At 46.7% G+C, this 18993-nt stretch carries 19 protein-coding genes and 1 tRNA gene; 15 read left to right on the plus strand and 5 right to left on the minus strand.

The features are described from left to right. The first annotated feature begins 135 nt into the window (after nucleotides 1-135). A complete protein-coding gene (locus H1230_RS11885; RefSeq protein WP_239715664.1) occupies nucleotides 136-933 on the plus strand; it encodes a CAP domain-containing protein in 798 nt (265 codons plus the stop codon). A 214-nt stretch (nucleotides 934-1147) separates the two neighbouring features. Here H1230_RS11885 and H1230_RS11890 read toward each other — a convergent pair. Continuing rightward, a tRNA-Lys gene (locus tag H1230_RS11890) sits at nucleotides 1148-1220 on the minus strand. A 252-nt stretch (nucleotides 1221-1472) separates the two neighbouring features. On the opposite strand from H1230_RS11890, the gene H1230_RS11895 reads away from it, so the two are divergent. The 7 genes from H1230_RS11895 (at nucleotide 1473) to H1230_RS11925 (ending at nucleotide 10253) form a co-directional block, all read left to right on the plus strand. Continuing rightward, on the plus strand, nucleotides 1473-2312 hold the full coding sequence (locus H1230_RS11895; RefSeq protein ID WP_239715665.1) for a GDSL-type esterase/lipase family protein: 840 nt from the start codon (nucleotides 1473-1475) through the stop codon (nucleotides 2310-2312). A 75-nt stretch (nucleotides 2313-2387) separates the two neighbouring features. After that, nucleotides 2388-3368: an ABC transporter ATP-binding protein gene (locus H1230_RS11900; RefSeq protein WP_239715666.1), complete on the plus strand. Its 981-nt coding sequence runs from the start codon at nucleotides 2388-2390 to the stop codon at nucleotides 3366-3368. Beyond that, nucleotides 3361-4350: an ABC transporter permease gene (locus H1230_RS11905; protein ID WP_239715667.1), complete on the plus strand. Its 990-nt coding sequence runs from the start codon at nucleotides 3361-3363 to the stop codon at nucleotides 4348-4350. The genes H1230_RS11900 and H1230_RS11905 overlap by 8 nt, the downstream gene beginning before the upstream one ends. A gap of 80 nt (nucleotides 4351-4430) precedes the next feature. Then, nucleotides 4431-6413, plus strand: a complete 1983-nt coding sequence (parE, locus tag H1230_RS11910) for a DNA topoisomerase IV subunit B (protein WP_239715668.1) — start codon at nucleotides 4431-4433, stop codon at nucleotides 6411-6413. Between the two features lie 288 nt (nucleotides 6414-6701). Beyond that, nucleotides 6702-9143 carry a DNA gyrase subunit A gene (gene gyrA / locus H1230_RS11915; protein ID WP_239715669.1) on the plus strand — a complete coding sequence of 814 codons (2442 nt, stop codon included), beginning with the start codon at nucleotides 6702-6704 and terminating at the stop codon, nucleotides 9141-9143. A 149-nt stretch (nucleotides 9144-9292) separates the two neighbouring features. After that, nucleotides 9293-9724 carry a MarR family winged helix-turn-helix transcriptional regulator gene (locus H1230_RS11920; RefSeq protein ID WP_239715670.1) on the plus strand — a complete coding sequence of 144 codons (432 nt, stop codon included), beginning with the start codon at nucleotides 9293-9295 and terminating at the stop codon, nucleotides 9722-9724. A gap of 1 nt (nucleotide 9725) precedes the next feature. After that, nucleotides 9726-10253: a hypothetical protein gene (locus H1230_RS11925; protein WP_239715671.1), complete on the plus strand. Its 528-nt coding sequence runs from the start codon at nucleotides 9726-9728 to the stop codon at nucleotides 10251-10253. A gap of 17 nt (nucleotides 10254-10270) precedes the next feature. Here the strand turns inward: H1230_RS11925 and H1230_RS11930 are convergent, their stop codons facing one another. After that, a complete protein-coding gene (locus tag H1230_RS11930; RefSeq protein ID WP_239715672.1) occupies nucleotides 10271-11017 on the minus strand; it encodes an RluA family pseudouridine synthase in 747 nt (248 codons plus the stop codon). A gap of 4 nt (nucleotides 11018-11021) precedes the next feature. Further along, nucleotides 11022-11885 (minus strand): class I SAM-dependent methyltransferase, encoded by an 864-nt coding sequence (locus H1230_RS11935; RefSeq protein ID WP_239715673.1) that lies wholly within the window; start codon nucleotides 11883-11885, stop codon nucleotides 11022-11024. A 160-nt stretch (nucleotides 11886-12045) separates the two neighbouring features. On the opposite strand from H1230_RS11935, the gene H1230_RS11940 reads away from it, so the two are divergent. The 5 genes from H1230_RS11940 (at nucleotide 12046) to H1230_RS11960 (ending at nucleotide 15154) form a co-directional block, all read left to right on the plus strand. Then, nucleotides 12046-12189: a hypothetical protein gene (locus H1230_RS11940; RefSeq protein WP_239715674.1), complete on the plus strand. Its 144-nt coding sequence runs from the start codon at nucleotides 12046-12048 to the stop codon at nucleotides 12187-12189. A gap of 241 nt (nucleotides 12190-12430) precedes the next feature. Then, nucleotides 12431-13267, plus strand: a complete 837-nt coding sequence (locus H1230_RS11945; protein ID WP_345773416.1) for a helix-turn-helix domain-containing protein — start codon at nucleotides 12431-12433, stop codon at nucleotides 13265-13267. A 114-nt stretch (nucleotides 13268-13381) separates the two neighbouring features. Next, nucleotides 13382-13747: a VOC family protein gene (locus H1230_RS11950; RefSeq protein ID WP_239715676.1), complete on the plus strand. Its 366-nt coding sequence runs from the start codon at nucleotides 13382-13384 to the stop codon at nucleotides 13745-13747. Nucleotides 13748-13919: 172 nt separating this feature from the next. Then, on the plus strand, nucleotides 13920-14372 hold the full coding sequence (locus tag H1230_RS11955; protein ID WP_239715677.1) for a flavodoxin: 453 nt from the start codon (nucleotides 13920-13922) through the stop codon (nucleotides 14370-14372). A 2-nt stretch (nucleotides 14373-14374) separates the two neighbouring features. Next, nucleotides 14375-15154 carry a hypothetical protein gene (locus H1230_RS11960; RefSeq protein ID WP_239715678.1) on the plus strand — a complete coding sequence of 260 codons (780 nt, stop codon included), beginning with the start codon at nucleotides 14375-14377 and terminating at the stop codon, nucleotides 15152-15154. Nucleotides 15155-15246: 92 nt separating this feature from the next. Here the strand turns inward: H1230_RS11960 and H1230_RS11965 are convergent, their stop codons facing one another. Further along, complete coding sequence (locus tag H1230_RS11965) at nucleotides 15247-16092, minus strand: GNAT family N-acetyltransferase (RefSeq protein WP_239715679.1); 846 nt, start codon at nucleotides 16090-16092, stop codon at nucleotides 15247-15249. A 45-nt stretch (nucleotides 16093-16137) separates the two neighbouring features. Continuing rightward, a complete protein-coding gene (locus tag H1230_RS11970; RefSeq protein ID WP_239715680.1) occupies nucleotides 16138-16434 on the minus strand; it encodes a GNAT family N-acetyltransferase in 297 nt (98 codons plus the stop codon). A gap of 259 nt (nucleotides 16435-16693) precedes the next feature. Here H1230_RS11970 and H1230_RS11975 point away from each other — a divergent pair, with 259 nt between their 5' ends. Further along, entirely contained in the window at nucleotides 16694-17305 is a 612-nt protein-coding gene (locus tag H1230_RS11975) for a 50S ribosomal protein L25 (RefSeq protein ID WP_239715681.1), read from the plus strand. A gap of 102 nt (nucleotides 17306-17407) precedes the next feature. Then, entirely contained in the window at nucleotides 17408-18703 is a 1296-nt protein-coding gene (locus H1230_RS11980; protein WP_239715682.1) for a vWA domain-containing protein, read from the plus strand. Nucleotides 18704-18993 lie beyond the last annotated feature (290 nt).

The raw sequence follows: 18993 nt of genomic DNA on the forward strand, positions 1-18993 counted from the left end.
ATGTAAAAATTTAGAAGCACACAACCCAAATAAATATGTTACAATAACTGAGGAAGAAATTACAGGTTTGTAATCTTTGTGGCTGACTAATTCCCGACAGCACAGAAAATACATCAAGAATAAGGAGATGGCAGAATGAAGAGCAAGACTTTGAGAGCAATGATAGGTGGAAGTGTCGCCGCAGTTATGGCGCTGAGCATTTCTCTTCCTTACACAGCCAGCGCGGCAGCAAATGACACTACGGTGACAAAAGCAGGCACCAGCTACGCGCAATTATTACAGTATTTAAGTCAATATAATATAAAGGGATTTTCTTTCATCATTGTAGATGGCATGATTCCGGTAAAGGGCAGCACGCCTACAACAAAGCCAACAGCAGCGCCAACCTCGGTACCGGTGGCAACGCCAGCACCAACAAAAGCACCAGTGGCAACGCCAGCACCAACAAAAGCACCAGTAGCAACGCCAGCACCAACAAAAGCGCCAGTAGCAACGCCAGCACCAACAAAAGCACCAGTAGCAACGCCAGCGCCAACAAAAGCACCAGTAGCTGTTAGCACTAATACAACATATATGCAACAAATCGTGGCGCTTGTGAACAAGGAACGTGCCACCGCTGGCCTGGCTCCTGTGTCCAGTCTGGATAGCTTGAACAAGGTTGCAGCAGCCAAAGCGACAGATATGCGTTCTAACAATTACTTCTCACATACTTCGCCTACGTATGGTTCACCTTTTGATATGATGGCTTCGTTTGGGGTTACTTATTCCTATGCAGGGGAGAACATCGCGATGGGACAGAAGTCACCGGAAGAAGTAATGACTGCATGGATGAATAGTCCGGGTCACCGTGCCAATATTTTGAGTGCAAACTTTAATTATATTGGAGTAGGTTTCGATAATAATTATTGGGTACAAGAATTTGTAGGCAAATAGTAACAGCTGTGCACCAAAAAACGTTCTCCGACTACAATCGGGGAACGTTTTTTTGGTGTGGGATTTTGAGATAAAAAAGAAGCAAGAGCGATAGCTCTTGCTTCTTTTCTTAAAATATAGGAATTTATATGTTCACACGATAACTTATCCTTATATTTCTCGAAGAAGCGGGTGCCGTCCATAAAAGGACGGCACCCGCTTCTTCTTGCCATTATGGGTTATGCTGGGTTCGAACCAGCGACCTGCCGATTAAGAGTCGGCTGCTCTACCAGCTAAGCTAATAACCCGTGCGTTGCTGTGACTCAACAGAAAATAATATATCACGTCTCAGAAATAAAAGCTAGTCTTTTTTTAATTTTTTTTTAAAATCTTATTATGCTCTAGTCGGGGAGTGTCGATTTTTGCCGGAAATACAAGGGTTATTCTTAATATGAATATTTGCAAATTACGCATAGAAGAATTATGTTTATCTACATAGTTAAGAAGTTTGTAAAATGTGGAACAATACAGAATAGAAACGGCATACGGAGGGATAGATTTTGAATGATTCCAAGTGGACGTGGCGCAGTGTAAGCTTGATTTCCATAGCAGCGACCGTGCTTTTAATTGTTGGCTTTATTTATGCAGTGAATGACATCATTAATCCGGCAGGTGACACGCTCCAGACTTCTCTGCCACAGGGTACGGCGACCCCGCTCACTGAGACTACCGGACTACTAAAAGTAGTAGCTCTTGGAGATTCACTGGCTAAAGGGACGGGTGACAACACTGGCGCTGGTTTTGTGAAACGTGCTGTAGACAGCTTAGCGGCAGATGGAGAACAGACTGAACTGCTTGGCAATATGGGTATTAATGGCCAGACCACATTGGGGCTGCAGAGCAGTCTAAAAGAAGAAGGAGTCCAATATGAGCTACGTCAGGCGAATGTTATTCTGCTCTCTATCGGCGGAAATGATCTGTTCAGGGGATCAGACATTCTTAAGGATGGTAGTAACAGTTCTACCACATCTAACTCCATGGCTGTAGATAAGGATTTGACTCCGGAGGCTCTATTGACCGCACTTCCGGAAGCCGCGAAGAGATTGGGTCTCATATTAGATAGTATTGCAAAGATTAATCCGCAGGCACAAATTTATTATTTGGGTCTATATAATCCGTTCGGGGATATCCCTGATTTGCTAGTACCGGGCAATCAGGCAGTAGCCGCTTGGAATAATGCGGCGATGGATATTATTAACAAACACAGCAATATGACATTGGTCCCAACCTTTGATCTCTTCAACCGCCATCTGGACAAATATCTCTCCTCGGATCATTTTCATCCCAATGGCGATGGCTATCAGCGGATGGGTGAACGGATCGTACAGGCTGTACGTTAGGGTGTTAGGTAATATTCTACAAATTGTATAGACAATTTGTTTTGATAACAGTAAACAACAGGAGCTGTATGGAATATGACAAATGGAAAGAGCGGTGGCTCCGGAGCAGTCGTCTTGTCTGTCGACGGGGTTCGTAAAAAAATAGGCCGCAAATGGATTATTGATGATGTAACGTTCGACGTGAAAGAGGGAGAGATTTTTGGCTTTCTCGGCCCGAATGGAGCAGGTAAGACGACGACTATCCGCATGCTTGTAGATTTGATCCGGCCCAGTGAAGGGAAGATTACGGTCTGTGGCTTCAACGTAAATCGCAATCCGGAAAAAGCACTGCAATATGTCGGCTCGATCGTGGAGAATCCTGAGGTATACACCTATTTGACTGGCTGGGAAAATCTGCAGCATTTTGCCCGAATGCAGCCTGGCGTAGATAAAGCTCGTATTGCCGAGGTAGTAGATATTGTCCGGCTGGACCAGCGCATACATGATAAGGTAAGCACGTACTCGCTGGGGATGCGCCAGCGTCTGGGAATTGCCCAGGCTTTGCTCGGACGCCCGCGTCTGCTAATTCTGGACGAGCCTACAAATGGACTTGATCCCAAAGGGATCAAGGAGCTGCGTGAATTCATCCGCAAGCTCGCAGATGAAGGATTGGCTGTATTCGTCTCAAGTCATCTGCTGAGCGAAATTCAACTGCTGTGTGACCGTGTGGCCATTATCAGCAAGGGGCGTGTGCTGGCTGTAGGCGGTGTAAATGAGCTGGTCTCCCGAAATTCTCCATATGTATTATGGGAGCTGGAGCCTTTTGACAGAGCTCGGGAATTAATGGTTAATCGTTCTGATATTCAGCTACTGGAGCTGGGTGAGGTTACGCTCGACGATTCTATCATTGCAGGCATGGGCCCGAACTCCTTGATCACGATTATGGATGAAGATATGATTCCTGAGATCGTAGCTGTACTGGTTTCTGCTGAGGTTGAGGTAAGGGCAGTGCATAAAATCAATCCGACACTGGAACAGTTATTCTTGAAGCTAACGGAGGGTGAGACCATTGATTAACCTGTTGCCACTTATCCGCAATGAGTGCCTGAAGATTATAAAAAAGAAACGTTTTTATGTTATACTGCTAATTCTGCTTGTGCTAGTGCCAATGTTTACTTATGCACAGATGCGTGTAGCTGAGCGGAGTCAGAATAAGTTCAACTCGGACTGGCGGCTCGAGGTTCAGCAGCAGATCACAGACAATCAGAATTCGCTCGGCAGCGACCGTATTCCCGAGGAATGGAAATCCTACCGAAAAATATTTGTCCAACAGCTGCAGTATTATCTCAACCACGATGTTAATCCGAATGAACCTAGTGGTGTAACCTTCACTCGTGAGTTTCTGGATAATTCAGTTTCGCTGTTCATACCGCTGTTGATCATGGCGGTGGCCTCCGACCTGGTTTCTGGAGAGCGGACAACCGGGACGATTAAAATGCTGTTAACTCGGCCAGTTAAACGCTGGAAAGTGCTTTTTAGCAAAATGGCAGCATTGTTGATGTTTGTCTCGCTGATTGTGCTCTCCACCTTTCTGGTCAGTTATCTCATTTCCGGATTAGCCTTTGGATATAAGGGATTTAATGTCCCCGTCTTTACAGGCTTTCAGATCAGTGGAGATTCGGTGGATATGTCAACCGTGCATGCTGTGCCACAATGGAAATATCTGCTCATGCAGTGCGGGCTGATCTGGTTCGTAAGTGTCGTTGTTGCTTTGCTTGCCTTTATGGTATCAGTTCTGGTACGCAGCACAGCGGCGAGTATTGTGGTAATGATGGCAGCACTGATCGCCGGCACCATTTTGACAAATATGGCCTCAGCCTGGACAACCGCCAAATATTTATTTATGGTTAATCTGGGCCTCACCGGTTATTTAGCAGGCACACCGGCGCCTATTGAGGGGATGACACTGGCTTTTTCCATGGCTGTATTGGCTGTTTGGGGACTTGCTTCCGTGATCATTTCATTCACCGTCTTTACGAAACGTGATATTTTGAATTAGAATGTACAAAGTGAGGAAACGTTTGTTTGCATTTTTTGAAATATAATAAAGTATAAGTGAGAAATGAAGGAGGAGCATGAATGCTCGAACAGATCGATATGTTTGCTGAAGTCTCTAAGGACGGCGGTGTTAGCCTGACTGGATACGATGCTGACGACATTCAAGTGCTCGAAGGTCTAGTTGCGGTCCGCAAACGGCCCGGCATGTATATTGGCAGTACCAGTTCTTCGGGACTGCACCATCTTGTATGGGAAATAGTGGATAACGCCGTAGACGAGCATTTAGCTAAGCACTGCTCGAAGATTGATATTACACTGCGCAAGGACGGCTCGGTTACCGTGATCGATAACGGCCGGGGGATTCCAACCGGAATGCATAAGACAGGAGTGCCAACGCCGCAGGTTGTATTCACCATTCTACATGCGGGCGGTAAATTTGGCGGATCTGGCTACAAGAAATCGGGCGGTTTGCATGGGGTTGGGGCTTCGGTCACCAATGCTTTGTCCGAATGGCTGGAAGTAGAAATTTATCGTGAGGGTAAGATCCATCGGCAGCGTTTCGAATATTGGGCTGATCCTAACGGAAAAGAGCATGTAGGTGAACCGGTTACCGGCCTCGAAGTGATGGGAAATACGAATAAAACCGGTACGAAGGTTACCTTCAAGCCGGATATTCGTGTCTTCCCGAATGGTATTGCCTTGAGCTATGACACGCTTGCCGAACGGGTTCAGGAGATTGCCTTCTTGAATTCCGGTCTGCGCATCTTGATTACAGATGACCGCACCAATCGCCAGGATGAATACTACTATGAAGGTGGAGCAAGACAATTCGTAGAATTCCTGAACGAGGGCAAGGATGTTCTGCATGATGTCATTCATTTTAATGCGGAGAAAGATGATATTGAGGTGGAGGTAGCTCTGCAGTACAATGCAGGGTATACAGAGACGCTGGCTTCCTTTGTTAACTCCATTCCTACCCGTAGCGGGGGGACGCATGAAACGGGCTTTAGAACAGCGTATACCCGTGTATTAAATGATTATGCCCGCCGTACCCAGATGCTTAAGGAGAAAGACAAGAATCTGGAGGGCAATGATCTGCGGGAAGGCATGATGGCTGTCATCAGCATCAAGATGTCTGATGTTGAGTTTGTGGGTCAGACCAAGGATCAGCTCGGCAGCGCTTCTGCTCGCAGTGCAGTGGACTATATCGTATCCGAAAAAATGGCTCGTTTCCTGGAAGAGAATCCACAGGTAGCGCAAAGTCTGCTTAGAAAGTCGATTCAGGCCTCGAAGGCCCGCGAAGCGGCACGCAAAGCCCGCGATGAAATCCGCACCGGCAAGAAACGCAGCGAGAGCTCGAATCTTGGCGGGAAGCTGACACCTGCGCAGTCCAAGGACGTTACGCGTACAGAACTATTCATTGTAGAAGGTGATTCAGCCGGAGGCTCGGCGAAGCAAGGTCGTGATTCCAAAATTCAGGCTATATTACCCCTTAAGGGTAAGCCAATGAATCCGGAGAAGGCAAAGTTGCTGGATGTTTTGAAGAACGACGAGTATAAGGCTATCATATCGGCCATTGGAGCGGGTGTGGGTCCCGAATTTGCTGTGGAAGAAAGCAATTATTCCAAAATTATTATTATGACCGATGCGGATACGGATGGTGCGCATATTCAGGTGCTGCTGCTGACTTTTTTCTATCGTTATATGAAGCCTTTGATTGATGCAGGCAAGATTTATATCGCCCAGCCGCCATTGTATAAGCTGACTCGCAAAACGGGTAAGCTGGAAACAGTACGCTATGCCTGGAGTGATGAGGAGCTGCAAAATTACTTGAAGGAGTTCGGTAAAAACTTCGAGCTGCAGCGTTACAAAGGATTAGGTGAGATGAACCCGGATCAATTGTGGGAAACAACAATGAATCCAGAGTCTCGCACACTCTTGCGGGTAGAGATTGAGGATATCGCTAAGGTCGAGCGCCGCATTTCTACGCTGATGGGTGATAAAGTAGATCCCCGCAAGCGCTGGATCGTAGAGAACGTCGATTTCACAGAAATAGTGGAATAACGACTGCCAATAGGAAGTAATAGTGTTGCAGGTTTTGCAATGCTGCAAGTGACGAAAATCCCCTGGTTTTTAACTTTTTGGTGATAAGCAAGCGTAAGCGGAGTGGGCGGAATCGTTCTGGAGGAGCGTTAGCGTTCGCCTTTGTTCCCGGATTTTAACCGCGATCAGCGGCTTGAATCAGAAAATCTGGGAACAACAGCGACCGGAAGAATGATCCGCCAACGGAGCGCCTGAGTAGTGCCAATGGTTAACAAACTTGGGACAGTTTGAGGAACAGAAGGTGAGCCAATGAGTAGTTTATCAGAACAATTTTTGCCGGCTTTTCTGGAGGAGGTCGTGGGTGACCGCTTTGGTCGGTACTCCAAATATATTATTCAGGATCGGGCCATTCCAGATGTCCGCGATGGACTGAAGCCTGTGCAGCGCCGGATTCTGTATGCGATGTACGATTCGGGCAATAGTCCGGACAAGCCGTACCGTAAGTCTGCCAAAACAGTCGGAGATGTTATGGGTAATTACCATCCTCATGGAGATTCCTCCATTTATGATGGAATGGTGCGTATGGCACAGCCTTGGAAACTGGGTCATGTACTGGTTGACGGGCACGGCAACTGGGGTTCGATGGATGATGATCCAGCGGCAGCGATGCGGTATACGGAAGCGCGTCTATCTCCGATTGCAATGGAGATGATGCGTGACATCGAGAAGCGGACTGTACTGTTCAAGGACAATTTCGACAATACGACGAAGGAACCCGTTGTTGTTCCATCGCGCTATCCGAATCTGCTGGTAAACGGGACGAGCGGAATCTCAGCCGGTTTTGCTACGGAAATACCTCCGCATAATCTGCGAGAGGTCATTGATGCTTGTATCGCCGTGATGCAGAAGCCGGATATTGAGCTGGAAGACATTATGACCTTCATCAAAGGACCCGATTTTCCAACTGGCGGCACAATTATGGGCGGAGAAGGCATCATGGATGCTTACCGCACGGGTAAAGGCCGCATTTACTTGCGCTCCAAGACAGAGATTGAGAATTTACGTGGTGGTAAGCAGCAGATTGTTATTACTGAGGTTCCTTTTCAGGTTGTGAAATCTCGGCTCGTTACAGCGATGGAAATGATTCGATTAGAGAAAAAGATTGAAGGCATTGCCGAAGTTCGCGACGAGAGCGGACGGGAAGGCCTACGGATTGTGGTGGAATTGAAAAAGGAAGCCGATGCCCAAGGAATTCTTGCCTATTTGCTCAAAAAAACCGATCTTCAGGTGACCTACAATTCCAATATGGTAGCGATTGTAAATAAAGCACCTCAGCAGTTGGGTCTTAAGTCCATTCTTGAAGCCTATATTGCCCATCAGCGCGAGGTGGTTACTCATCGTACCCAGTTCGATCTAGAACGCGCAGCAGACCGTGCTCACGTCTTGGAGGGCCTGGTAAAGGCATTGAATATTCTGGATGAGGTTATCGCGGCTATTAAAGCCTCGAAGAACCGTCTGGATGCGCAGAACAATCTCGTCTGGATGTTCGGCTTCAGCGAACGCCAAGCCGATTCCATTCTCACCTTGCAACTATATCGGCTGACTAATCTGGAGATTCATTCACTCCAGAAAGAACTGGACGAAATGCAGGCAAAGATCGCTTTACTGCAAGGGATATTAGATAGCGACAAAAAGTTGGTTGCTGTCATTCGTAAGGAATTGCTGGAGATCCGTGACAAATACGGGATTGATCGTCGCTCCCTTATCCAAGGTGAAGTGGAAGAGCTTAAAGTGAGTCTTGAAGTACTGGTCAATGCAGAGGAAGTGCTGGTTGCCTTTTCGGCGAACGGTTATATTAAACGGACCGGCATGCCTTCGTTCACCCGATCTGGCGGCGAGCGCCACGCCTCGGGTGTTAAGGAAGGTGACCATATCATCAAACTGCTGGATCTGAATACACGGGACAGCTTGCTGGTATTCACGCGTAAAGGCCAGTATTTCCTGCTCCCAGTGCATCAGATTCCAGAGTTTAAGTGGAAAGAACCTGGTACGGCGGTAGTTAACGTCATTGGCTTAGCCAAAGGGGATAGCATCATAAGTGTGCTTCCAATAAGCAATCTGGATGATCCACAAGCAAGTCTGGTATTCGTCACCCGTAAGGGTCAGGTGAAGCGTACAGAGCTTAAGGAATATTCCACCAGCCGTTCAGGGGCTGTCGCAGCCTGTAAAGTGGCTGAAGGGGATGAGATCCTTACGGTGGTTTCCAGCAGCGGAGACAAGGATATTGTACTCGTTACCCGTGAAGGCATGAGCATCAGGTTCCATGAGAGTGAAGTGAATGCGATGGGCCGAGTTGCTAGTGGAGTGAGGGGAATTCAATTGCGCGAAGGTGATGAGATTATTTCCTCCTTCTGGGTAAGCGAAGATGAAGGTGAGATTCTGTCCATCTCCGATCTTGGTTTTGCTAAACGTACGTTACTTCTGGATTATTTGCCTCAGAGCCGTGGCGGCAAAGGATTGCCCACCTTCGAGTTTAAGGAGGGCAAGCGGGTTCGGCCTAACGGAAGTAAGCTGGTAGGCGCATATTATTGCCGAGAACCGCTGGAGCTGACAGCTGTTACGCATGATGGGCTCAGCCATACCTTCTCATCCGAGTCTGCACCGCTTGGAGAACGCAAATCTATAGGCAAGCAGATTGTTCCTGTAGAGAAGAAGGATGAGATTATCACTATTTTACCAACTATTAAATAAAGATGAAGGATAGGCGTCTTGGTCACTTTCCTCGGAGAGCTGACTAAAGACGCCTTTTTATTTTATTTTTTCCTTTTGCAGGAAATGGAATTTTTTTCGCGAAAATGTAGATATACCTTAAAGAACCGTAAGGAAAGGAAGGAATAAGTGTGCACTCCTCTGAATTCAGTAAAATTTGGCATAAGATTTTGAAGGACTATAAGCTACATATGGATAGCAAGCTTGCCCCGACGCTGACAGATGCCCAACTCACCGTACTGGAATTACTTCAGGAACGTGACGCAATGAAACCTTCTGATCTGGCTCCACATCTGGCTACCAGTCCGGCGGCAGTTACGATGCTGCTTGATCGAATGGAGAAGCACGAGCTTATTATTCGCGAGCGGGATGCAGCAGACCGTAGAATCGTGTGGGTAAGCATTACGGAAACAGGGAAGCGGGAAACGGCACGTGGACTTAAGATTCGCAGTGATTTTTTTGCTGAAGCACTAGATCCTATTTCTTCACACAATCAGCAGTTGCTGCTTTATCTAATGGGGAAGATGGTTGTGACTCCGACACCAGAGGGTTCAACCCCCTAGAATGACTGAATTCCTATATCATTACTACGATGAATCTACAGGTCCCTTTCAAAATTTATCTGACCTCCCACCAGCAGAGGCGGAGAATGTTCTTAAGAGTATTCGACTCCAGAATAAAGGCTTTGCCAGCAAGCGCTCCATGGACTATCTTGAAATTCGCCGAGGTCTTGAATTGAAGGCTAGGGAATTATTTATTCTCAAAGGTGGCAAGCCGATTCGAAAGCATCCTCATTACATGACTCTCGGGGAGTGTCCCTGGCTTTTGGAATGGTATCCGAGTGGGAAAGTACTGCAGATTGCAATCACGGAGTTTGAACCTGATACAATTAGTTTTACATACGGAGATTTGTTTCCTACCATGAGATATTTTGACGGAAAGCCCTATCGCAACCAGCTCTATACGGCGAATGAAATATTACAAGTCATAGGACAGTTTGGTTTGCCGCAAAATTGGAATGCCAAAGGTGAAAAGGGACCAGAGCGGTATATAGAAGTACAAGTATGGGATGATCAGCCCTTAAGAAAATAGAAAAAAAGCAGGCGTCCTTAACGGACGGCCTGCTTTTGTATATCCTGCGGCCATAAATTCCACGGATAATTCTGTGGAGGCAACGAGATTAGTTCTATTTGTTCTTTGCTGACAGGGTGGGGGAAACCAACCAAGGCAGACCAGAGTGCAATTTGCTGTCCGGGGCGGTTCACCGAGGCGCCGTATTTCTGATCCCCATAAAGAGGGCAGCCGATGGAGCTAAGCTGCACACGAATCTGGTGGGAGCGGCCGGTAAGTAGGTCGATCTTCAGCAGACTGAAGCCTTCTGAGGTACCAAGAACCGTATAATCCAGAATGGCTTCTTTGCCGCCAGGAGTTCCCTTCCGGACGACCGTGACAGTATTATTAGCAGCATCTTTAAGCAACGTATCTATAAGGCGGCCTTGTGCAGAAGACGGCTTCCCGTGCACAACGGTTAGGTATACCTTGTGGAAGCTATGTGTTCGGACGCTCTCTGACAGTCGCGAAGCCGCTTTGGACGTCTTGGCGAAGACCATAGCGCCTCCTACAGGTCGATCCAGACGGTGGACCAGGCCCATGAATACATTTCCAGGCTTGTTAAACCGCAATTTTACATCTTCTTTAAGCAGGTTCAGGAGATCCATATCTCCTGAGGCATCCTCCTGCACAGGTATATTTACCGGCTTCACAATGCCCAGCAGATGGTTATCTTCATACAACACTTCAAAGGCGGATGAACCATCTCCTATATCATTTGCTCTGCCTGTTATGTGCTGTGTCACAAGCTTACGCCTCCCAGCGGCCCAGAATACCACATGGCAGATTCAAGCCGGAGGATGTGATCGGCAGACCGATCTCACCGGAGTTTAGTTTGCCCCCGTAACGTTTACCCATGGTCATCGAGAGCATATTTCGCAGTACGGTTGGTGAGATGCCGGTTGTGTAGGAATTAATGAGCATGAACAAAGGTTTGTCGCTCATAATCTCCATACAGCTTTCGAGGAAGGGATAGAGATTCGTCTCCAGCTTCCACATTTCACCATTCGGACCTCTTCCGTAGGAAGGCGGGTCCATGATAATCGCATCGTATTTGCTTCCACGGCGTTGCTCACGCTGTACGAATTTGAAAACATCGTCAGTGATGAAGCGGACTGGACGTTCTGTAAGACCTGACAGCTGCACATTTTCTTTAGCCCACTGAACCATACCTTTTGCAGCATCAACGTGAACTACAGAAGCGCCAACGCTTGCTGCAGCTACAGTAGCACCACCGGTATAGGCGAATAGATTCAGAACCTGGATCGGCCGATTTGCTGCTGAGATCTTGTCCATCATCCAACTCCAGTTGGTCGCTTGCTCAGGAAACAATCCTGTATGTTTGAAGTTCGTAGGACGAAGGTGGAATTTCAACTTGCCGTAGCTGATTTTCCAATCTTCAGGAATGGCCTTCTTCATATCCCATTCTCCGCCGCCTGCTGCGCTGCGGTGATAATGTCCATGCACGTCACGCCATTTAGCTGTTTCATGCGCGAGCGGCCAAATAATCTGCGGATCAGGACGGCGCAGGATAATATCGCCCCAGCGCTCCAGCTTTTCTCCGCCACCGGTATCAATAACTTCATAGTCTTTCCAATCGCTTGCTATATACATAATTTAATCCATCCTTCAAAAATTCATTTAGCCTTAATTGTACAACATTTCGACTAGCTGCTACAAACAAAATGGTTCAAAGCTGCGACTATTCTCATTTTATCTGTTGAACCCCATCTGTATAATAATCCCAAATGAAATTATGGTGATGGGAAAAAACATGGTAAAACAAAAGTTAATCGGAAGAGGACTGGTCACAGTGGTAATTCTGGTACTTATGGCAACGATTGTGTATGATCAAATAAAACTGCATCGCAAGCCGGTAGAGTATCATTTTGATATCCAACCTCAGTGGACAATGTAATTATCGATGGACGAATTTCTGGAATGCGGTTGTTCGACATAGTGATGGGGGAACCCTTCTACAGGAGCGATCTAAACTCAATCGATAATGGTGCGGTATTCAGTGGAATCCATCTCACCAATAAATCTGTCCTACATATGAAGATTACATACACTATTAACGCCAATAGTAAGGAGTACTCCGAAGATGTTTTGTTAAAAGATAAAGTTAAACACTAACCAAGCGCGTAGAAAGGGTGCCTATGTTCAATCTCGCACAGCTATACCACCCTATAACTGCGAATCCGTCAAAGACCAATGAATATTTGCCCTGTAAGGCTCTCCAACCTTATATCCGCTGCTTTTGGGGTTCTGGTTTAGAATCGCAGAATACTGAAGTATCCAATATGCATAAGAGCCGGGAAATTATTATACCCGATACATGTATGGATATTATTTGGGAGATGGATAAATCCACCGGCTGTGCAAGCACATTTTTCTCCGGCATCAATGATACTCCTTTTGAAATACCGTATGAGGCTGAGAATGAGTCATCCCATTTTGGCATTCGTTTTCATTTTTGGGCTGTGCATTATTTTGCGGATGACCATCTTAGAGATGTTCTGAATGCTCATGCAGATGTGGAGCAATATTTCAGTACATTTCACAGAGATTTAGGGCTACTTCTGGCCGAGACAAGCTCGATTACTGAACGGATTACTGCAGCAGAAGCTTATTTACTACGCCGTTTAGAGGGAACTCACCGTACAAGTGACAGTATGATGAATGCTGTCCATGCGATTATCAACAGCAAAGGTTTAGTGGGCTCTGATGAACTGCAGGTTAGCTCTGGTCTAAGCAGTCGTCAGCTGGAACGGCTATTTCGCGAATATATAGGTGTGACTCCCAAACAAACGGCTGATCTTGTGCGTTTTCAAAATGTATGGCAGGAGCTGTACCAGCCGTCGCCGCAGAGCAAGAGCATGCTGGACATTGTTTATGCTTATCGTTATAGTCACCAGTCACATTTTAATAATAATTTCAAAAAATATGCCGGAAGAACACCCTTGGAAGCATTGCGATATGCAAGAAAACGGTAGATGTCGTTTTTTTGCAATACAGAGGATGCAGTTGCAGTTAAACTGGGGATATGCAGAGTTCGCTACAGCTGAACAGTGAGTTGTTATTATGATCAGAAGGAGAGGGGACAAACGATGATTTCTTCATTTGAAGGCCTTAACATTTACACTAAAGATACTGCGGCGTTGGCAGCATTTTATTCAGAGGTGCTGGGAATCCCTATTCCATTTGAAGGCTTTGGCAATTATGATGGTGCGAAGATCGGCTTTGACCGCGGGCAGCCCGGTATTATTATTTGGGACGAGAACAAATGGGGCAAGCACACGACTGGGGTTGTGAATTTGGTATTCTCTTGCAGCGATCTGGATGAGACGTATGTGGAGCTTCGAGCAAGAGGACTCCAATGTGAGCCTCCAGCGACTATGGAATATGGCGGTAAGGAAATGAACTTCCGTGATCTGGACGGCAACGGCATCACTTTGCTGCAAGGAGCCTATTAAACCAGCGTGTTCAGACTCGCTTATAATTGAAATACGCAAGCAGAAGCGGCTGAGGTCGGGACTGGTTGCGTTTTTCATTTAAAATATTGACAATGATAATCATTATCAAATAGAATGGAATTAGCAAAAGCTGGTTTAAATTTTATTGTTTAGTTTAGGGAGGAACAGGTTTATGGCGAAAGTTTTAGTAGCGTACGCCAGCTTGACTGGCAACACTGAAGAAATTGCTGAGCTGATTGCAGAAGGTATACGTCAGGCAGGCGGAGAAGCTGTCTTGAAATCGGTCACCGACTGCAATGCAGATGAGATAAAATCGTATGAAAGTGTCCTTTTGGGCGCTTACACTTGGGGTGACGGCGAGTTGCCGGATGAGTTCCTTGATTTCTATGAGGAGATGGATGAACTCGACTTAAGTACCCATAAGGCAGCGGCTTTCGGGAGTGGCGACACTGGATATGAGATTTATTGTGGGGCCGTGAATTTGATTGAAGAGAAATTAAAGGAACGCGGAGCGACGATTCTCCAAGAGAGCTTGAAGATTGAATACGGACCGAGCGCTCCAGAAAAAGAAACCTGCCGCCAATTTGGCCGTCAATTCATTGAAGCCTGCGCGGCGGTTTCTTAGGGGTGGGCGGGCCGGTCGGTAATTGTGCAGCAAGAAGATTAGGAGCGAATACGGTTCAGTATAATCGGCTGCATGATTACCGGATGGAGCACATCATGCTCGGAGGAGTGGAAAAACCTATCACTGTAAGTGAAGCGACGGGACTAGCGCGCTGGCGGCAGCAGGTTCAGTACGCGATTGGTCACACGCTTAACGATTTCTATAGTTTGCTGCCTGAAGTGCGGAGAGAAACGCCGATACAATTTCTACTGGAGCGCCGCTGGCCGCCCAAAGGAGATGCTTTTCCCTCATTGCTGCAATACTGGGAGATCAAAACAGGAATAGCCGATGAGCTTATGCGTATAGTCTCCAGTAATCATTTGCAGGATCATCCAGTAATGCTGTATGAGCAGTGGCATGTTCCTGTTCCCAACTTAAGCATCGAGTTATCGATGATTTTTCAGCTTGCCTGGAAATCCGCTATAGATGGCCGAAGCTTGAATATACAGAAGTTTATGGTTAGTGGAAATGAAGAGGTTATTACTGGATATCTGCATATGGCTAACGTTTTTTGCCATCAAGCCTACGGCGAGCCACCCGAGTCTGTGGAGATTTATTCGCTGCTGGACGGAGGCAAATTCACTTTCGATGGCAACTCGTTCCCATTAGCGGAATCCATGGACTACGTACAATTGTTATCTGTGTTTCTGGAGCAGGGAGAGATGACGGATCGCGCTCTGAAATACGGTGACCGCAGACATGAGAAAGGTGAAGATTCCTACGGTGGATATGGATTAATGTAATTGAACTCTAGGTTTGGGGTATAACAAAGCACCCTTTTCGTTGGCAGTTACGCCAGCGGAAAGGGTGCTTTGTTTGGAATGTTATTAGCAGCTTAGCCGTTGTAACGGAAATAGTCCTGCTTGTTCAGAATGATAAAACCACAGCTCTCATAGAGCTTTAACGCATTAGGGTTATCAAGAGCAACCTCCAGATTAATTCCGTTATAATTCCGGCGTTCCCGCTCAATCGTCTGCAAAAGCGCGCTGCGGCCGATACCGAGTCCGCGCAGCTTCTTATCCACAGTGAATCCATAAATCCAGGTTTCATTATCCTCAGTCCACAGCCGCATTTTACCGGCAGGTAATCCGTCCATTTCGATGATAATATGCTCTTGCATCGTATCGATTTTCTGCTGTTCATAGACCTCAGAGGCTTCCTCTTGGGTCATATCGAAGCCTCCGCAATCCAGTTCAACGAGAATCGGAGCTTCGTCCTCACGAGCAGGGCGCAGTACTACTGGGGCTGAGCTGGCCTCCAACGACGCAAATTGCGCCGAGGTTCCATCCCATTTCATCTGGTATTCCGAATGATCGAAGGAGAGCGGGAGTTTCTTCAGGTACGCTGTAGCCGAAGCAGATGAGGCAGGTGCATTGAGTAGAAGCGTAGCAACATTATTTCGCTTGATGACAGTTTGTGCACCAATCCATAACGAGGTGAAGATGCCCCGACGGCGGTATCCTGGACGAACCATGCCACAGATCTCCATCTCGCTGCCGAAGCCATACAGACCCATGAAGCCGACTAGCTGCTCATCCTCGTAGGTCACTATCCATTCAGCACCGCCTGCAGTCGGCGGTAGGCGCAGCATATCCCAATTTAATTTTAGTGATATTCCATCGTATTGCTCACAGCGTTGCTGTAATTCCTCTATATCTTTTAAGGTGTCAATTGTACTCAAACCCATTTCCTCCTTTATAATCCTCAGGGAAACGGGTGCCGGCCATTATGAATGCCGGCTTTCGTCTCCGCTGAGTACGTCCTCATATTCCGGATGCTTCTTGAATTGATGCGCCGCATAGGAGCATACAGGTACGATTAATAATTTCTCTTCGCGGGCTTTATCGACAACGGCCCGCACAAGCTCTTCACCAGCACCTTGACCGCGCAGATCCTCAGAGACATAAGTATGGTCAATGACCAGATCCCCGGAGGCCTCATCTAATCTGTATACAATCTCGGCAAGGTCCTTACCGTCACCAGCAACATAAAACCGTCCTGCTCCCTGTTCAATCTGTACCATGTTCTTCACTCCCGATTGTATGATTGCCTTTATTTTACTACCCTGTCCTGCAAAAAGCGAGAATAAGCTATGGTATTTTGAGTTATTGATCAATAGATATTTGGCCATTAAATGTATAATTATTGAAAATAAGCCTATTTTGACTTGTTAAATTGGCAGTGCTATACTGTTTTCATTGCATGCAAATATGGGTAATAAGAGACTGATTAGACATACATATCTAATCGGTTTGTTTTTTAATTTCGAAGGAGGAATTGTCATGAACACAACAGTACGTTTGACAGAAAGATCCGGCTCGACTACTTCACAACGGAGCAAAGGTTTTGTACCGGTCGTCATCTACGGTGCAGGTTCAGATACACAGTCCTTTACAGCGGATGCGAAGACTATTAATGAAATACTTGGGAAGAACCCGCGGGCTATTCTAAAGGTTGAACTGCCAAACTCCGGTTCCAAGAATGTAGTGATTCAGGAAGTACAACGCCAGCCGATGTCACGCAATCTGCTGCATGTGGACTTCCAGCAGATTGATATGAAGGTGGTACTGGATACCAAGGTAGCCTTTCACTTTAGCGGAGATCCGGTGGGTGTGAAGAGTGGTGGGGTACAGCAGGTTGAGCTCTATGAGCTGGACATTCGTACCTTGCCGGATGACCTGAAGGCAAGCTTTGACGTAGATATTAGCGGACTCGATATTGGTGATCAATTGCTGGTTTCTGATCTTCCTGTGCATGAAGGCTGGGAAGTATTGACTCCAGAGGATGCACTAATTGTTCGGATTGCCCCTCCACAGGCGCTTGAAGAGCCTACTGAGGATGATGTCGTCGCCGAACCAGCGGCAGTTGAAGCTGGCGATAAAGAAGCTGAGTAAGGTTGTACAACCTACCCTGCATATAAGTAAATAAACAGGAGCAGACGAATCCGTATATCAGGAGTGTCTGCTCTTTTTTATTGAGAGAAGGAGAGTGAGCGTATGGATCTTACTACAGTCAATCTGATCAGCGGCTCCAATACCAAGCTGGATGAGATATCCCCCACCGTGAGGATTATGATCTCTTGCGACAGTTCCCCGGCAGTGCTGGATCTCAGTTGTTTTATGGTGGGAACAGATGGGAAGGTGGCTTCGGACGATTTTTTTATTTTTTACAATCAGCCTGCTGACCCTAAACGAATCGTGGAATTTGTATCCGGGGACAAGTATAGCGGCGAGTTTGTTATAAATCTGGAAGCCTTGCAATCATCTTCGATTGATAAATGTGTGTTCGCTATTACTTTGGATGGACCTGGCACCTTCGCCGAGGTCAGCGGTTGTCGAATTCGCGCGATCACAGCAAACTCTGAGATTGTATATGAGATTACAGACGGCAATGCGGAAACCTCGCTTGTACTGGCCGAGCTTTACCGTCATGGCACAGGCTTTAAGCTGAGAGCAGTTGGCAGAGGTTTTCATGGCGGTCTAAAACCGCTCGCGGAAGCTCATGGGGTCGAAGTCGAGGGAGAAGAAGAGGCGGAGGTTGCCGCAACGAAGGAGGCAGTGCAGGAATCACCTAGTGTGCCAGTTCCAGAGATTGCTCCTGTAAAGCTAAATTTAACTAAAATTGATCTGCTCAAACAAAAGGTAGGCATTTCACTGCGCAAGAAAAATATTGAGCAGGAGAAGGCACGGGTGGCAGTAGTATTTGATGCTTCAGGCTCTATGACATCACTCTACCAGAATGGTGTGGTGCAGCGTGCATTCGAACGTGTGCTGGCAGTAGCCGCGAGTATGGATGATGACGGATTGCTGGATGTCTGGTTCTTCGCTACTAAAGCCAAGCGGATGGCAAGTGTGGACGAGCATGGGTATGAGGACTACGTGAAACGAACCTATCCGGCGCCGCGTATGTTCGGTGGGCTGGGAATCGGAAACAATGAACCTGTAGTGATGGAGGACGTGATCAAAAAATATACGAAGGAAGCTCCAAGCAGCCTGCCTACGTATATTGTCTTCTTCAGTGATGGTGGCATCTATGAAACGCCTAAGATCTCCAAGCTGCTGATCAAAAGCTCTAAAGCAAATATATTCTGGCAATTTGTTGGACTCGGCAACGCGGATTACGGTGTCTTGCGAGAACTGGATGATCTCCAGGGACGTTATCTGGATAACGCGGATTTCTTTGCGCTGGATGATCTCGATCAAGTCAGCGATGAGGACTTGTATGACCGGTTATTCGACGAATATCCGAAATGGCTGCGGGAAGCCAAAGCAAAAGGAATTGTAGGTTCATAGAATTTAATAAAAGGAGACCTGAGAAGGTCTTTTTTTATTGAATTCTTATTGTATAGGCTATTTAAGATGAATTTCTCCCCAATCATAGAATGGTGTAGGAGGGCTACATAATGGGTACCGGATTGCCAAGGGTCTTCTAGCTTCATCGATAACCTTGCGTGATGCTGAATTAATAACAATACATAAGGTCTTTCGTTGAGTTTCTGTAATTGAAAAATGGGTATTTCGACTTATTTAGTTTAATTTTGTTAAAAATGGATTGACGACGGAATCTGAAAGGCTGAAAATGA

The sequence above is a fragment of the Paenibacillus sp. 19GGS1-52 genome (assembly GCF_022369515.1).
Taxonomy (GTDB): domain Bacteria; phylum Bacillota; class Bacilli; order Paenibacillales; family Paenibacillaceae; genus Paenibacillus_AQ.

Bases quoted from the DNA above. Each gene is read 5' to 3' on its own strand.
- H1230_RS11885 (WP_239715664.1), top strand. From the start codon at position 136: ATGAAGAGCAAGACTTTGAGAGCAATGATAGGTGGAAGTGTCGCCGCA.
- H1230_RS11975 (WP_239715681.1), top strand. From the start codon at position 16,694: ATGAACACAACAGTACGTTTGACAGAAAGATCCGGCTCGACTACTTCA.
- H1230_RS11940 (WP_239715674.1), top strand. From the start codon at position 12,046: ATGGTAAAACAAAAGTTAATCGGAAGAGGACTGGTCACAGTGGTAATT.
- H1230_RS11945 (WP_345773416.1), top strand. From the start codon at position 12,431: ATGTTCAATCTCGCACAGCTATACCACCCTATAACTGCGAATCCGTCA.
- H1230_RS11900 (WP_239715666.1), top strand. From the start codon at position 2,388: ATGACAAATGGAAAGAGCGGTGGCTCCGGAGCAGTCGTCTTGTCTGTC.
- H1230_RS11955 (WP_239715677.1), top strand. From the start codon at position 13,920: ATGGCGAAAGTTTTAGTAGCGTACGCCAGCTTGACTGGCAACACTGAA.
- gyrA (WP_239715669.1), top strand. From the start codon at position 6,702: ATGAGTAGTTTATCAGAACAATTTTTGCCGGCTTTTCTGGAGGAGGTC.
- parE (WP_239715668.1), top strand. From the start codon at position 4,431: ATGCTCGAACAGATCGATATGTTTGCTGAAGTCTCTAAGGACGGCGGT.
- H1230_RS11935 (WP_239715673.1), bottom strand. From the start codon at position 11,885: ATGTATATAGCAAGCGATTGGAAAGACTATGAAGTTATTGATACCGGT.
- H1230_RS11950 (WP_239715676.1), top strand. From the start codon at position 13,382: ATGATTTCTTCATTTGAAGGCCTTAACATTTACACTAAAGATACTGCG.
- H1230_RS11970 (WP_239715680.1), bottom strand. From the start codon at position 16,434: ATGGTACAGATTGAACAGGGAGCAGGACGGTTTTATGTTGCTGGTGAC.
- H1230_RS11980 (WP_239715682.1), top strand. From the start codon at position 17,408: ATGGATCTTACTACAGTCAATCTGATCAGCGGCTCCAATACCAAGCTG.
- H1230_RS11925 (WP_239715671.1), top strand. From the start codon at position 9,726: ATGACTGAATTCCTATATCATTACTACGATGAATCTACAGGTCCCTTT.